14 protein-coding genes are annotated in these 15,152 nt (G+C 59.2%); 9 read left to right on the top strand and 5 right to left on the bottom strand.

The genetic code is table 11. The features are described 5' to 3' along the window. The first annotated feature begins 5 nt into the window (after nucleotides 1-5). From ACR3EG_RS04050 to ACR3EG_RS04015, 8 genes are all read left to right on the top strand, one after another. Complete coding sequence (locus ACR3EG_RS04050) at nucleotides 6-548, top strand: DUF805 domain-containing protein (protein ID WP_480483111.1); 543 nt, start codon at nucleotides 6-8, stop codon at nucleotides 546-548. Beyond that, nucleotides 545-3,502, top strand: a complete 2,958-nt coding sequence (locus tag ACR3EG_RS04045) for a 2-oxoglutarate dehydrogenase E1 component (RefSeq protein ID WP_480483109.1) — start codon at nucleotides 545-547, stop codon at nucleotides 3,500-3,502. The genes ACR3EG_RS04050 and ACR3EG_RS04045 overlap by 4 nt, the downstream gene beginning before the upstream one ends. 2 nt (nucleotides 3,503-3,504) lie before the next feature. After that, nucleotides 3,505-5,010, top strand: coding sequence for a 2-oxoglutarate dehydrogenase complex dihydrolipoyllysine-residue succinyltransferase (gene odhB, locus ACR3EG_RS04040; protein ID WP_480483108.1), 1,506 nt, complete (start codon nucleotides 3,505-3,507; stop codon nucleotides 5,008-5,010). 2 nt (nucleotides 5,011-5,012) lie between these two features. Next, complete coding sequence (locus ACR3EG_RS04035) at nucleotides 5,013-5,282, top strand: hypothetical protein (RefSeq protein WP_480483106.1); 270 nt, start codon at nucleotides 5,013-5,015, stop codon at nucleotides 5,280-5,282. 129 nt (nucleotides 5,283-5,411) lie between these two features. Further along, nucleotides 5,412-5,804 (top strand): MAPEG family protein, encoded by a 393-nt coding sequence (locus ACR3EG_RS04030; RefSeq protein ID WP_480483104.1) that lies wholly within the window; start codon nucleotides 5,412-5,414, stop codon nucleotides 5,802-5,804. 87 nt (nucleotides 5,805-5,891) lie between these two features. Beyond that, nucleotides 5,892-6,281 (top strand): MAPEG family protein, encoded by a 390-nt coding sequence (locus tag ACR3EG_RS04025; protein WP_170353531.1) that lies wholly within the window; start codon nucleotides 5,892-5,894, stop codon nucleotides 6,279-6,281. Between the two features lie 79 nt (nucleotides 6,282-6,360). Beyond that, complete coding sequence (lpdA, locus tag ACR3EG_RS04020; protein WP_480483102.1) at nucleotides 6,361-7,749, top strand: dihydrolipoyl dehydrogenase; 1,389 nt, start codon at nucleotides 6,361-6,363, stop codon at nucleotides 7,747-7,749. Between the two features lie 182 nt (nucleotides 7,750-7,931). Further along, a complete protein-coding gene (locus ACR3EG_RS04015; protein WP_480483100.1) occupies nucleotides 7,932-8,750 on the top strand; it encodes a tellurite resistance TerB family protein in 819 nt (272 codons plus the stop codon). 1 nt (nucleotide 8,751) lies between these two features. Here the strand turns inward: ACR3EG_RS04015 and ACR3EG_RS04010 are convergent, their stop codons facing one another. From ACR3EG_RS04010 to ACR3EG_RS03995, 4 genes are read right to left on the bottom strand one after another with little or no spacing between them, the layout of a single operon-like run. Further along, on the bottom strand, nucleotides 8,752-9,357 hold the full coding sequence (locus ACR3EG_RS04010; protein WP_480483098.1) for a pyridoxamine 5'-phosphate oxidase family protein: 606 nt from the start codon (nucleotides 9,355-9,357) through the stop codon (nucleotides 8,752-8,754). Continuing rightward, nucleotides 9,344-10,084 carry a lysophospholipid acyltransferase family protein gene (locus tag ACR3EG_RS04005; RefSeq protein WP_480483096.1) on the bottom strand — a complete coding sequence of 247 codons (741 nt, stop codon included), beginning with the start codon at nucleotides 10,082-10,084 and terminating at the stop codon, nucleotides 9,344-9,346. Before ACR3EG_RS04005 ends, ACR3EG_RS04010 begins: the two co-directional genes overlap by 14 nt. Next, complete coding sequence (locus ACR3EG_RS04000; RefSeq protein ID WP_480483094.1) at nucleotides 10,084-10,983, bottom strand: cell division protein FtsX; 900 nt, start codon at nucleotides 10,981-10,983, stop codon at nucleotides 10,084-10,086. Before ACR3EG_RS04000 ends, ACR3EG_RS04005 begins: the two co-directional genes overlap by 1 nt. Further along, nucleotides 10,980-11,657, bottom strand: a complete 678-nt coding sequence (locus ACR3EG_RS03995) for a cell division ATP-binding protein FtsE (protein ID WP_480483092.1) — start codon at nucleotides 11,655-11,657, stop codon at nucleotides 10,980-10,982. The genes ACR3EG_RS04000 and ACR3EG_RS03995 overlap by 4 nt, the downstream gene beginning before the upstream one ends. Before the next feature lie 183 nt (nucleotides 11,658-11,840). On the opposite strand from ACR3EG_RS03995, the gene ACR3EG_RS03990 reads away from it, so the two are divergent. Next, on the top strand, nucleotides 11,841-12,587 hold the full coding sequence (locus ACR3EG_RS03990) for a zinc-ribbon domain-containing protein (protein WP_480483090.1): 747 nt from the start codon (nucleotides 11,841-11,843) through the stop codon (nucleotides 12,585-12,587). An 8-nt stretch (nucleotides 12,588-12,595) separates the two neighbouring features. On the opposite strand, the gene ACR3EG_RS03985 is transcribed toward ACR3EG_RS03990, so the two are convergent. Next, nucleotides 12,596-15,136 (bottom strand): TIGR02302 family protein, encoded by a 2,541-nt coding sequence (locus tag ACR3EG_RS03985; protein ID WP_480483088.1) that lies wholly within the window; start codon nucleotides 15,134-15,136, stop codon nucleotides 12,596-12,598. Between the last annotated feature and the right edge of the window lie 16 nt (nucleotides 15,137-15,152).

Genomic DNA, 15,152 nt, shown 5'->3' with positions numbered 1-15,152 from the left:
ACCCCATGACCTTCTCTGACGCCATCCGCACCTGTTTCTCCAAGTTCTTCACGTTCTCTGGTCGTGCCTCGCGGCCTGAATACTGGTTCTTTTTCCTGTTCATCGTGATCTGGAGCCTCATCGCGGGCTTCATCGACCTTAAGTTTTTCACGCAAGTCGCCACGACCGAGACCGAAACGACGAAATCCGTCGCTGCCACATCGAGTCAACCGGTGCAGAGCATTGTCAGCCTGATCGTCTTCTTCCCGCATCTCGCGGTCGCATGGCGGCGTATGCACGACAGCGGGCGCAGCGGGCTGTTCGCTCTGCTGCCGCTGCTGCTGATGGGCGGGGCCATTGCGGTTCTGATCTTTGGTATCGGCCTCTCCGACCAGTTCCAGCATGGCGGAGGTTTGAACATTCTGTTCACCCGCGCGACTTTACTGATTGTTATACCCACCCTTCTAATTCTGATGATCTCGCCGCTTCTGGTGCTGTGGTGGCTGACCCGCCCCAGCCAGCCAGGCACCAACAAATACGGTCCCAACCCATATGAGGTAACCCAATGACCGAGCACTCGCCCAACTCCGCCTTTCATGCCTCAAGCTTCATGCAGGGGCACAACGCAGAATACCTGGAGCAGCTGTACGCCCAATACACGCGCGACCCGAATGCGGTTGATGCGGCCTGGGCCGAGTTCTTTCGCGCCATGGGCGATGCCTCGCCGGATGTGCAGCGCGAGGCCGAGGGGCCATCCTGGGCGCGCACCGACTGGCCGCCGATGCCGGCGGATGATCTGACCGGGGCGCTCACGGGCGAGTGGGCCGAGATTGACGCCAAGGCGGCGGGCAAAAAGATCAAAGACAAGGCGGCAGCCAAGGGCGTTGAGGTCAGCGAAGACCAGATCAAGCGCGCGGTGCTGGACAGCCTGCGGGCGTTGATGCTGATCCGGGCCTATCGGATTCGGGGCCATCTGGCCGCCGATCTCGACCCGCTGGGGATGCGCGCCGCAACCAACCACCCCGAGCTGGATCCAAAGACCTATGGCTTTACCGAGGCCGACATGGACCGGCCTATCTTTATCGACAACGTGCTGGGCCTGCAGATGGCCTCGATGCGGCAGATCGTTGATATCGTGAAACGCACATATTGCGGCACCTTTGCGCTGCAATACATGCATATCTCGGATCCAGAACAGGCTGCTTGGCTGAAGGAACGGATCGAAGGCTACGGCAAGGAAATTGCATTCACCAAGGAAGGACGCAAAGCCATCCTGAACAAGATGGTCGAGGCCGAGGGCTTCGAGAAATTCCTGCACGTCAAATACATGGGCACCAAGCGGTTCGGCCTGGACGGCGGTGAGGCTCTGATCCCCGCGATGGAACAGATCATCAAGCGTGGCGGCGCGCTGGGTGTGCGTGACATTGTGATCGGGATGCCGCACCGGGGCCGTCTTAACATTCTGGCCAACGTGATGCGCAAGCCCTATCGCGCGATCTTCAACGAATTCCAGGGCGGCAGCTTCAAGCCCGAGGATGTGGATGGCTCAGGCGATGTAAAATACCACCTCGGCGCCTCGAGCGACCGCGAGTTTGATGGCAACAGCGTTCACCTGTCGCTGACGGCCAACCCCTCGCACCTTGAGGCGGTGAACCCCGTCGTTCTGGGCAAGGTCCGCGCCAAGCAGGACCAGCTGAAAGACAACGAGCGTACCGCTGTGATGGGCATCCTGCTGCATGGCGACGCGGCCTTTGCTGGTCAGGGCGTTGTGGCCGAAGGGTTTGGCCTGTCGGGTCTGCGCGGTCACAAAACCGGCGGCACCATGCATATCGTGGTGAACAACCAGATCGGGTTCACCACTGCGCCGCATTTCAGCCGCTCCAGCCCCTACCCCACCGATATCGCGCTGATGGTTGAGGCACCGATCTTCCACGTGAACGGTGACGACCCTGAGGCGGTGGTTCACGCCGCCAAGGTCGCGACCGAGTTCCGCCAGAAGTTCCACAAGGATGTGGTCATCGACATCTTCTGCTACCGCCGGTTTGGTCACAACGAGGGCGACGAGCCCATGTTCACCAACCCGATCATGTACAAGAAGATCAAGACGCATAAGACCACCCTGTCGCTGTATACCGAGCGTCTGGTCAAAGACGGCCTGATCCCCGAAGGCGAGATCGAGGATATGAAAGCCGCCTTCCAGGCGCAGCTGAATGACGAGTTCGAGGCCGGTAAGGACTATAAACCCAACAAGGCCGACTGGCTGGATGGGCGATGGTCGCATCTGGACAAGAATAAAGACGAATATGTCAGGGGCGATACCGCGATCTCGCCAGAAACTATGGCCGAGGTCGGCAAAGCGCTGACTCATGTTCCTGCGGATATTGCTTTGCACAAAACAGTGGGCCGCCTTTTGGACCACAAAAAGCAGATGTTCGACAATGGCAAAGGCTTTGACTGGGCCACGGGTGAGGCGCTGGCTTTCGGCTCGCTTTTGACCGAAGGGTATCCGGTGCGTCTGTCTGGCCAAGACGCGACACGCGGGACTTTCAGCCAACGCCATTCGGGCTTTGTCCATCAGGAAACGGAAGAGCGGTACTATCCGCTGAACAACATCCGGGCCGGTCAGTCACAATACGAGGTGATCGACTCGATGCTATCGGAATACGCGGTGCTTGGGTTCGAGTATGGCTATTCGCTGGCAGAACCCAACGCCCTGACCTTGTGGGAAGCGCAGTTTGGCGACTTTGCCAACGGCGCGCAGATCATGTTCGACCAGTTCATCAGCTCGGGCGAAAGCAAATGGCTGCGGATGTCCGGCCTGGTCACGCTGCTGCCGCACGGGTTCGAAGGGCAAGGCCCCGAACACTCGTCAGCGCGTCTGGAACGGTTCCTGCAGATGTGTGGTCAGGACAACTGGATCGTGGCAAACTGTACGACGCCTGCGAACTATTTCCACATCTTGCGCCGTCAGCTGCACCGGACCTTCCGCAAACCGCTGATCCTGGTGACGCCGAAATCGCTGTTGCGGCACAAGCTGGCCGTCAGCACGGCTGCGGATTTCACCACCGGCTCCAGCTTCCACCGGGTGCTATGGGATGACGCGCAGCATGGCAATTCTGACACCAAGCTGGTCAAGGATGACAAGATCAAGCGAGTCGTTCTGTGTTCGGGCAAAGTCTACTATGACCTGCTGGAAGAACGCGACGCGCGCGGCATCGACGACGTCTATCTGATGCGGATCGAGCAATATTATCCCTTCCCCGCGCACTCGCTGATCAACGAGCTTGAGCGTTTCAAGGGCGCCGAGATCGTCTGGTGTCAGGAAGAGCCCAAGAACCAAGGTGCCTGGACCTTTATCGAACCCAACATCGAATGGGTTCTAACCCGGATTAAAGCCAAACATACACGGCCCCGCTATGTCGGTCGCGCCACTTCGGCCTCGCCCGCGACGGGTCTGGCCAGCCAACACAAAGCCCAACAAGAAGCGCTGGTGAACGAAGCGCTGAGCATTGAAGGAAAGTAATGATGTCCATTGAAGTTCGTGTTCCCACGTTGGGCGAGTCGGTCACTGAAGCCACGGTTGCCACCTGGTTCAAAAAGCCCGGTGACGCCGTCGCCGTTGACGAAATGCTCTGCGAGTTAGAGACCGACAAGGTCACCGTCGAGGTCCCCGCCCCGGCTGCAGGTGTAATGGGTGAAATCGTCGCCGCCGAAGGTGAAACCGTTGGTGTTGACGCGCTGCTGGCCACGATTGCAGCCGGCGAAGGCGCAGCCTCTGCCCCTGCGGCGGCAGCCCCGGCCCCTGCGGCGGCCCCGGCAGCATCAGGCGACAGTGTTGACGTGATGGTCCCCACGCTGGGCGAATCCGTGACCGAGGCGACTGTGTCCACATGGTTCAAACAGGTGGGCGACGCCGTCGTGCAGGACGAAATGCTGTGTGAGCTGGAAACCGACAAGGTTTCGGTCGAAGTTCCGGCCCCGGCGGCGGGTGTTCTGGCCGAAATCACTGCCCCCGAGGGCACCACTGTGGACGCCTCGGCCAAGCTGGCCGTGATCTCGGGTGCGGGTGCAGTCGCGGCTCCGGCGGCTGCTCCGGCAGCGGCGGCCCCTGCGGCTGCGGCCACGGGCAAGGACGTGTCCAACGCGCCCTCGGCTGAAAAAGCGATGGCGCAGGCCGGCCTGTCGGCGGATCAGGTCACCGGCACCGGTCGTGACGGACGCATCATGAAAGAGGACGTGGCCCGTGCGGTGGCAACCGCGGCGGCCCCTGCGCCTGCTGCGGCTCCCGCTCCGGCCCCGGCGCCGCGTGCCCCTGTGGCCGCCGACGATGCCGCGCGCGAGGAACGGGTCAAGATGACCCGCCTGCGTCAGACCATCGCCAAACGCCTGAAAGACAGCCAGAACACCGCCGCCATGCTGACCACCTATAACGAGGTGGACATGACCGAGGTGATGGCCCTGCGCAGCCAGTACAAGGACCAGTTCGAGAAGAAGCACGGCGTGCGTCTGGGCTTTATGTCCTTCTTCACCAAGGCCTGCTGCCACGCGCTGAAAGAAGTGCCCGAGGTGAATGCCGAGATCGACGGCACCGACATTGTCTACAAAAACTTCGTCCATATGGGCGTGGCCGCCGGTACGCCGACCGGTCTGGTGGTTCCGGTCATCCGCGACGCTGACAGCATGTCCTTTGCGGCGATCGAAAAAGCCATAGCCGAGAAAGGCAAACGCGCCCGTGACGGCAAGCTGTCGATGGCTGAAATGCAGGGCGGCACCTTCACCATCTCGAACGGTGGTGTTTACGGCTCGCTGATGTCCTCGCCGATCCTGAACCCCCCGCAATCGGGTATTCTTGGGATGCACAAGATTCAGGATCGCCCGATGGCGATCAATGGTCAGGTTGTGATCCGCCCAATGATGTATCTGGCGCTGTCCTATGACCACCGGATCGTCGACGGCAAAGGCGCGGTGACCTTCCTTGTCCGCGTGAAAGAGGCGCTGGAAGATCCGCGCCGCCTGCTGATGGATCTGTAATTATGGCAACCCATGTTCTGTGGCAGGCCGATGTGGCCGATTTCGATGCGTGGCTGACCGTGTTCCGCGAAGATCAGCCAATGCGCAAGGCGGCAGGGATCCACGACCTGCATATCTGGCGCGATCCCGACCAACGCGATCACGCCATCGCCATGTTCGAGGTGCGCGATCTGGACAAGGCCCGTGCTTTTCTGGATTCGCAGGAATTGGCGATGCACCACGAACGCGGCGGCGTTGCCCATATACAGGTGAAACTGCTGCAGCCTGTCTGACACCAAATCGGCCCGTGTGCGGGACGATCTCGCACACGGGCACGCACATACCTGTGAACCCAGCCTGCCTTCACCCCCGGCGGATGGTAATCGCAAGACCGGACTGAGATTTACAAAAGGATAAACATCATGTCTTCCGAGCTTTCGATACTTGCCCTCTATGGCCTTGTAGTCATCATTGTGGTGCTGCTGAATGTCCTGACTGCAATGTCTCAGGTCGGGCTGATGACGCTGGGTGGCGCGCGCGATGACATGCCGCCTTTGACCGGAGTTGCCGGACGAGTGGAACGCACACTAGCAAATTCCGTTGTGGCCATGGCCCTGTTCGCCCCTGCAGTTTTGATCCTGTCAGCCAAGGACGCCTTTACCGGTGGTACGTTGTTTGCGGCACAGATCTTTCTGCTTGCACGGATCGCCTTTGTGCCGATCTACGCCTTTGCAATCCCCGTTCCGTTCCTGCGCACAACTGTCTGGCTGGCAGGGTTTCTGGCAACGGCTTACCTTTACCTTCAAGCGCTTTAAGGCGCGACTTGCCGCGCCCTGCACAATGGCGCGGCTCTGACACAGTTTGCCGCGATCAGGCTCTGCAACGAATACCGGATGGTAGACATGACCCCCGAAACCACAGTTCTAACCCTGGCCGCTCTGCTTTGGGCCGTTCAGTTCATCGCATATCTGGCCGTCGGCCACGGCAAGATCGACCTGAACAAAGCCATAGGCCCCCGCGACACAGAGGTTGATCGCCCCGGAGCGTCGGGCCGGATGCACCGCGCGCTCAGCAACATGACCGAGGGGCTGACCCTGTTCGCCATAGCCGCCCTTGTCATTACCGTGACCGGACAATCGACCTCATTCACCGCCACTGCCGCCTGGATTTTTCTGATCGCGCGCGTTCTCTATGTTCCGGCCTATGCGCTAGGTTGGACACCGTGGCGCACAATCATCTGGATGGCCGGCTTTTTAGCAACTGTCGCAATGCTGCTTGCGGCGCTGTTTTAACCGTGTTTCTCAGGTTAGAATAACATGCCAAGGGATCAGGGCGCACGCCCACATCATAGAACAACAAAGGACCATTTGAATGGCAAACTATGACGTCATCGTAATCGGAGCCGGCCCCGGCGGCTATGTTTGTGCCATCCGCTGCGCGCAGCTGGGCCTGAAAACCGCCGTTGTCGAAGGGCGAGACACGCTGGGCGGCACCTGCCTGAACGTAGGTTGCATCCCGTCCAAGGCGCTGCTGCACGCCAGCCACCAGCTGCACGAGGCCGAGCATAATTTTGCCAAGATGGGCCTTAAGGGCAAATCGCCTTCGGTCGACTGGAAGCAGATGCAGTCCTACAAGGATGAAGTGATCGACGGCAACACCAAGGGCATCGAGTTCCTGTTCAAGAAGAACAAGATCGACTGGCTGAAAGGCTGGGGCTCTATCCCCGCCGCCGGTCAGGTCAAAGTGGGGGATGAGGTTCATACCGCCAAGAACATCATCATCGCTTCGGGGTCCGAGCCGTCCTCGCTGCCCGGGGTTGAGGTGGATGAAAAGGTCGTCGTGACATCGACCGGCGCGCTGTCGCTGGGCAAGATTCCGAAAAAGATGGTTGTAATCGGCGCAGGCGTGATCGGGCTGGAACTGGGCTCGGTCTATCAGCGACTAGGGGCCGAGGTGACGGTGATCGAATTCCTCGACGTGATTACCCCCGGCATGGACCCCGAGGTTCAAAAGACTTTCCAGCGCATCCTCAAGAAGCAGGGTCTGAAATTTGTCATGGGCGCGGCGGTTCAAAAAACCGAAGCCTCCAAGACCAAAGCCAAGGTCACCTACAAGTTGCGCAAAGATGACAGCGAGCATGTAATCGACGCTGATACCGTGCTGGTCGCCACCGGACGCAAGCCATTCTCGGATGGTCTGGGACTGGAGGCTTTGGGCGTCGAGATGACCCAGCGCGGTCAGATCAAAGTCAGGGCCGACTGGCAGACCAACGTGCCCGGCATCTATGCCATCGGCGATGTGACCGAAGGTCCGATGCTGGCCCACAAGGCCGAGGATGAGGGCATGGCCGCCGCCGAACAGGTCGCTGGCAAGCATGGCCATGTGAACTATGGAGTCATTCCGGGCGTCATCTACACCTGGCCCGAGGTCGCCAATGTCGGTGAGACCGAGGAAACCCTGAAAGCTGCAGGTCGCGCCTATAAGTTCGGCAAGTTCATGTTCATGGGCAATGGACGTGCCAAGGCGAACTTCGCCGCTGATGGGTTCGTCAAGATTCTGGCCGACAAAGAGACCGACCGCATTCTGGGCGCCCACATCATCGGCCCCGCAGCAGGTGATCTGATCCACGAGGTCTGCGTTGCAATGGAATTCGGGGCCTCAGCCGAAGATCTGGCCCTGACCTGCCACGCGCATCCGACCTATTCCGAGGCGGTACGCGAAGCTGCACTAGCCTGCGGCGACGGCCCGATTCATAGCTAAGCTTTCGGTATAGAAAATTTCAAAAGGCGGGCTCGAATGCCCGCCTTTATTTTATCGCGAATTCGTCTCAATTTCGCTCACCCAAAGTTTGATCACAAAACTGTGACGACTGACAACTTCGATGAGCTCAATTCAAAAAAGAACCTCAGACAGATATGCGATTTTTTTTCTTTTCCTTAGCAATGCTAATTCCAACCCTGCTCCAAAGTCAGGAAGCACAAGCCGGACGCGGCGGTGCCTGGGGTACCTCGGAACAGATGAGCTTGATTACGCCTACCGAAATCGAAGATGATGCAGGGCAAAAACTTGCACTGTGTCACCTTACCAAAAAGACCCATATTTTGTTCGCCGGTGTCTGGCGTAGTTCGATCGGCTACGTCATGGCTCCGAACCTGTGCGACAGCGACAGATACTATGAACTGACCGCAGATAAACTGGAGCTGGGAAAGGTTTTGGGAGATTTCCCAGCCGATCTACCGCAACAGCCGGTTATGTCGCGCGCCGATATGCTTTCCGGGTTTTGGGGATTGGGTGTGATTGCGTTGATTATAACCTTAGCCGGGTTTAGGAAAGCCGGACAAGCCAGACGCCTTACCCCTTTGCCCTCGGAAACAGACGGCATCCCTCCAACCGCAATGCGCGCAATGGACGCGATGTGCCACGCCGCAAAAGCAGACGGCAAGCTGCACCCGTCCGAGATCACTTTGATGGCCGATATCGCCCTGCAAATCACGGGCGAGCTCTTTGACGAGGCGCGTATCCGTCGCATGTTCGATGCGGCCGAAGCCAAACCAACCGCCGCGCAATTCGCGGCCTTTGGGACAGGCCTGACTTCGGATCAAAGGCGAATGGTTCTTCGGGCCGTACTGATGATCGCTGCTGCGGATGGTAGTTTTGACCATCATGAGACCGCGTTTGTTTATAAACTGGCCCGTGGCCTAAACATCCTGACCGACGAAGTTGCAGAGATGCTGCATGAAATGAGGGCCAAAGCCGTCTAGCCTACCACATGGTTTTCGCAGCCCGCGCGCCCCAATCCTTGTCGTACTGCGCGCCGCCTTCCTCGCCTTGGGACGCTTCGGCCAAGATCTCTCCGACTGTCGGTAGGCCGCTCGTCTCGTCGCCCACACTCCATGTGCGAGCGCGCATCAGGGCGCGAGCGCATTGTGTGTAGATTTCGGCAATCTCGATTACGGCAACGGTGGCGGGCTGTTTGCCGTTCTTTTCGAACCGCCCGCGCAGGGTCGCATCGGCAGTTAACCGTGCAGTACCGTTGACCCGCACCACCACATTCGACCCCGGCACCATAAACAACAACGCCACGCGCGGATCGCGCACGATGTTGCGTAAGGAATCCAACCGATTATTGCCCCGCCAGTCAGGCAGGGCCAGCGTGCTCGGATCAAGCTCCAGCACAACGGGCCCTTCATCGCCACGCGGACTGCCATCGGTGCCTTCTGGCCCGACAGTGCTGAGAATGCACAGGCGCGATGCCATGATCCATCTGCGATACAGCGGTGTGAGGCCGTGCGCCACCTTGCGCAACGCAGGCGCGGCAGGAGTTCCGTACAGCGCCTCAAGCGTTTCTATGTCCTCAACGAAATTCATCAGGATCAAACCCCACTTCTTTCATCAACGTATTCGAGCGATCCTCTATCACATCTTCTAGGCGTTTCAAAAATGAACCCCGTTCAACACCCGGTTCGATCCGATCAAGAAAGTCGACAATCGCCAGGCCGGGTTTACGCATGATGCCCGAACGTGGCCAGAACACACCCGCATTTGTGGCGACAGGTACACAGGGAAAACCCAGCCCCTCGTACAGGACCGCAGTACCCACCTTATAAGGTTTCTGCACCCCAGGCGCGACGCGCGTTCCCTGGGGATAGATGACCAGTTGACCGGGTTCGGCGAATTCTTTCGCGACGTCCTTGACCATCTTTGCCACCGCCGCACCTTTTTTACCGCGGTCCACCGGAATGCACCCCAAACGACGCGCATAAACTCCGATGATCGGGGTCCACATAAGCTCTCGTTTCATGATGAACTTGGCCTGCGGCATCGCGTTGAAGATCATGATGATATCCAAGAAAGACTGGTGCTTCGCGCCTACGACAACCTCATCTACTGGCGCGGTTCCACGCACTTCGCATCGAATACCAACCATCCAACGCGCCAGCCACATAGTAGACCGCGCATAGGACTTGCACGCCTTCCGAGCCCCCTGCTTTGCAAAGATTGCGTAAGGCGCGAAGACGATACCAAGGATCAGCATCCAAACATAGATGACGATCATGAAAACCAAAGAGCGAAACCACTGAACCGCTGTTGCCATCAAGAAAGCTCCTTCAGTTTACGGCTGGCGGCGCTCCATGTCGCCAGAAACGCGACAGTGGCCCCCAGAATCGGAATCAGGGTTGGCAGTAGCCAGCCGACCCCCTTGAAACCAAGCCCAGTCAAAAAACCACCTTCATCCGAAGCTTCGGGCAACAGCAGAACACCGGTCATACCAAGAAACATTCCAACCATCGCCCCAAAGAACGCGCGATACGTGAACCGTCTGACAAACGCATTGGCAATAAACCGGTCCTGCGCCCCAACAAGACGCAGAACCTCGATAATCTGGGCATTTGCGGCAAGCGACGCATTGGCCGCCAGCGTGATCATCGCCGCTGTGGCGCCCCCGATCAGCAGGATCGAGACCCAACCCAGCCTGCGTAAGGACATCGCCGCATCGACCAGAGGCTCGCGCCATCGGGTATGATCATCCAACACCGCTCCGGGCACTTCGGCCCCCAGGCGCAGACGCAAACCTGCGGCATCCATACCGGGCTCGCCTTCGATCACTTCGATCAATTGCGGGACCGGCAGCGTGTCCAGTGGCAGATCAGAACCGAACCAAGGAGATAGCAGGGCGATTTGCTCCTCGGCCGTCAAAGCACGGGCTGACGCCACGCCAGGAGTTTGCGACAGAACGGCCAGCGCAGCCTCGGTTTGGGCCGCAAGCTGATCTGCGGGCGCGTTGATGCGCAGGGTCGCCGCCCCGGCCAGCTCGGTGGCCCAACGATCCGCCAACCGTCCCGACGCAAGTGACAAAGCCAAGGCAAAAACGGCCAGGAATGCCATAGCGCCTGACACAAAAACTGTCAGTTGCGCAGTGTAGCCGGTGGGCGGGACAACGCGATCAGCGCTAGAATCCCGCGTCAACAGGTTGCGGATGGCGCCGTTACTCATAGATCCGCCCCCGCCAATTGCACTTGTCGCTGAGAAATACGCAACACCCGTGCCTGAACCTGACTTTTGGCCGCCCGTATCAGGCTAAGGTCATGCGTAGCGATCAGCACCGTCTTACCCATCTTGTTCAACTCGACCAACAGGCGCAGCAGTCGTTGGGACATTTCCCAATCAACGTTGCCGGTGGGTTCATCTGCCAAAACGACGTCAGGAGACAGGATCACCGCACGCGCCAGTGCCGCGCGTTGGCGTTCACCCCCGGACAGTTCCGGCGGAAGCGCGTCCTTGCGGTCGCCCAAACCAACCCAGTTCAGCAGCTCCGAAAGGTCCTCTTGTTGCGCAGCTTCACCCCGCCCCGACACCATCAGCGGCAGCGCCACGTTTTCGGCAAGGGACATGTGATCCAGAAATCGGCAATCCTGATGCACTACACCAATCCGGCGGCGCAGCAGCGCCATCTGGTCCCGGTCCAGGCCGGCAATGTCTTGTTCAAATGCGGACAACCGACCCGACGTCGGCAACAAAGCGCCATAGCAGAGTTTGAGCAGCGTCGTTTTCCCTGCCCCCGACGGACCGGTCAAAAAATGGAACGACCCGGACTGCAACTGCAAGGACACATCACTTAGCAGGGCACCACCACCATAAGTATAGCTGACATTTTCCAGCTCGATCACGAAAGCCCCCAGTTTGCTTGCTGCTCTTCTTGCCCGAGCGTCGTTGTTGTTTCAATGCCTGCACCGGGTCGAATTGGTGACACTTAGTTGGCGAAACCGAAAACACCCTTTGCTGTCAGGTCTTAACGGAATATCATCCCTGAAAAAACTATTATCAGGCCAGTTCCCCGGCCCGGAGGCAGCATGCGTCTTACATGTCCGAATTGCAGTGCCCAGTACGAGGTTCCAGATGAGGTCATTCCCGCCGAAGGGCGGGATGTGCAGTGTTCGAACTGTGAAAAGACCTGGTTTCAAAGCAAACACCCCGTAGCCGATACGGCAGAGGTTGAGTCAAAGGTTGAGCCCGAGACCGTTCCGGTTGCTCCGCCGGTCGACGAACCGGCGCTGGCCCCTGCCCCACAAAAACCCGACGTGACGGCTGAACAACCGGCCAAATCGGAAGACACGCAGAAATCTGTCCATGTCGATCCTGACGTTGCCAGTATTCTTAAGGAAGAGGCCGCACGCGAGGCTGATCTACGCGCAAAGGAAGCCGAAAACCTTGAGACCCAGCCCGATCTGGGCCTGGATCCTCCGCAAGCGCCCGATCCCGAGGAACGTATCAAGGAACTGACCCGCACCGAGGCAGCAAAGGATGCAGCCGAGGCCGAACCGCTACCGGATGTTGAGGCTATAAACTCGAGCCTGCGCAGCGATGAACCTGTAGCGAAGAAAAATGAGGTTCAGCCCCTGCCACGCAGCTCGGGCAGCGGCTTCAAGCGCGGCTTTGTGATCGCCATCGTCATCGGTGTTGTTTTGCTGTTGCTCTATGCCAACGCGCAGCAGATTTCCGAAGCCGTACCGCAAGCCGATCCGGTTCTGGGCAGCTATGTTTCGCTGGTCGACCAAGCTCGTTTGTGGCTCGAGGCACAGACGGGATCAGGAAGCTAATCCTGTAATCAGAACCGTTCAAGAAGCCGCTTGAGGTATTCCAATTCGATATCGGGGCGATCCGACTCACCCGTGCGGCGGCGGATTTCGTCCAGCAACTCGCGCGCGCGGCGATAGACATCTTCGCCCTGCAGCAGGCTGTCATCAGTCGAAATCGTGCCTGAAGAACCGGGGCTGCGACCAAGCGGGTCACGATTGTTGGCTTGCATATCGCCTTCCTGTGCGCCCTGACCCGGTTGGTTCTGTTGGTTCTGAGCCAGCGCTTCGCCAAGCGAACGCATTCCCTCGCGAAGAGCTTCCATAGCTTCGGACTGGTTGTCGATTGCATCGGCCAATTCATCATTGCGCAACGCTTGCTCGGCCTCATCCATGGCGCGTCCAGCGCGTCCCAACGCATCCCGCGCGGCGTCACCCTCGGGCGTTCCTGCACCGGGCAGGTTTTGCTGTTGCCGTCCCAGCTCATCCCTCAGGGCCTGCTGGCGATCGGCAAGCGACCCTTGGCCCTGCTGGCCCTCACCATCCTGATCCGAACCTTGACCCTGACCCCCTTGACCTTCGTGGCTTTCACCGCGGCCCTGACCACCATTGCGGCCCTCGTTGCCCTGGTTTTCACCGGCCTGCGCGCCGGGGTTGAATTGCTCCTGCAAATCCCGGAAAGCCTGGTCGCTGAGGCCCTGCTGCTCGCGCAGAGTCTCGGCCAGACCTTCCATGGCCTGTTGGCCTTCGGATTGCTGCCCCTGACCCTGGCCTTGGGTGACTCGCATATTTTCCATCATCTGTTGGAACTCTTCCAACGCTTGCTGCGCCTCGGCCATGCGGCCCTGTTCCATCAGCTCCTGAATGCGATCCATCATCCGTTGCAGATCGTCCTGCGTCATTTGCATGGTCTCGCCGTTCTGACCTTGCTGGTTTTCACCACCTTCGCCATTTTCCTGCGCCAGACGCTGCAGCTGACGCATATAGTCCTGCGTCGCCTCGCGCAGTTCTTGCATCAGTTCGGCAATTTCTTCGTCCGACGCGCCGTTCTGCATCGCTTCGGTCAGACGTTCCTGCGCGCGGCGCATACGCTCCAGCGCATCAGCCAGCGTCCCATCTTCGATCAGAACCGCCAATTCCCACAGCGATTGCGCGATCTCTTCCTGCTGTTTCGGCTTCAGATCATATTCGGTAAATGTTTCGAGCCTGCGCAAGGTCACCCGCAGGCGCAGATATGCGGTATCCGAGCGAAAGAACCCCTCGGGCAGATGCGAAACGGCCCGCAACAGCTGCGCCACTCTGGGCGCGTTCTCTCGCGACCACAGCAGATCGCGCCGCTGTTCTATGATCGCCGCTGCCAAGGGATCAAAGAACCGACGAGCTGGCAGAGCGGTCATGTAGGGCTCAGACTGCCCCTCTTGATCCGCAGCGTCACGCGCTGTCAGAGAGATTTTGACAGGCAGATGTGCCCATGGATGCTGTGAAAAATCCTCAATCAGGTCTTCGAAAAAATCCGCACGATCACCGGTGATCGGCATGGGGAGCTCGACCTGAATGGATTCGCGCGACTCGGGGTCTGTTGTCAGGCCGTAACGACGATCAACCGAGGCCAGATCCAACTCGATCACGGCCGCACCGGACACGACGCCATAATCATCGCTGGCTGCGAATGGCAGCTTCATCTGCCCCCCGGCCTCGGCTTCGGCAATGTCGGCCACGCCGATCATCGGCGGGGCATCGGCTATGACCTTCAACGCCCAGTCCTTACCCGCAGGGCCTTCGATCTTCAGCTCGCCCGACCGGTCCACAACAAATTCCTGTTCGGGTTCAGTTGCAGCTTCGGTGCCAAGTGGAGTGGTCGTCTCGGTCAGGCTGTGCGCGCCGACTTCGCCATAAAACCGCAGGGTGATGCGGCTGCCTTGTGGAACAAACAGTGTCGGATCCGATTGGTCCGCCAAATAAAGCGTCGGCAATCCGGTATAGCGCGGAGGTTCCACCCAGCCTTCCCACGTCGGACCCTGCCCAGCGACGGCTGCACCGGGCGCCATCTCGGCCACCGACCCAATTCGCCAGAACGACCCGAACAAGGCAGCGACAACTAAAGCCAGCAAAGCAGAATAGCGTAAAGCATAGGGGTCGCGATCTGCCAGACGCAGGTTGGGTTTGACCGGATCAGCCTGCGCCGCCCGTTGCGCCATTCGCTGCTGATGCGCATGCCACAACGCCACAGAATCCGCATCCATTGCCCCAATGGCCTGATCGTCCATCAGCGCCTGAATGGGGCGACCGGGCAGAGTCTCGTCCAAACGCGCAAGCGCCTCGGTCCGAGTCGGTAGGTGGAATCGCTGCACCCCAAACGCCAAAGCCGCCATAAGGCCAAGCACGGCCAGAGAACCGATAATCCATACGGTCTCGACCGATACGAGATCTTGCAGGCCCAGCATCAAAGCGGCCAAAACGGCCATAATACCCGAGAAAAGAGGCCAAAATGCGCGCCAAACCCGTTCGGCCAGCATACCCGCATGCGTCAGCCACAGGGACAGTCTTGGGATCGGCAAGGTCTGTTTGGCCATAAAGGCGAGCCTCCAT

The organism is Ruegeria sp. AM7, from assembly GCF_056535965.1.
The sequence above is the reverse complement of the archived record's forward strand: the minus strand, read 5'-3'. Positions and strand labels throughout refer to the sequence as shown.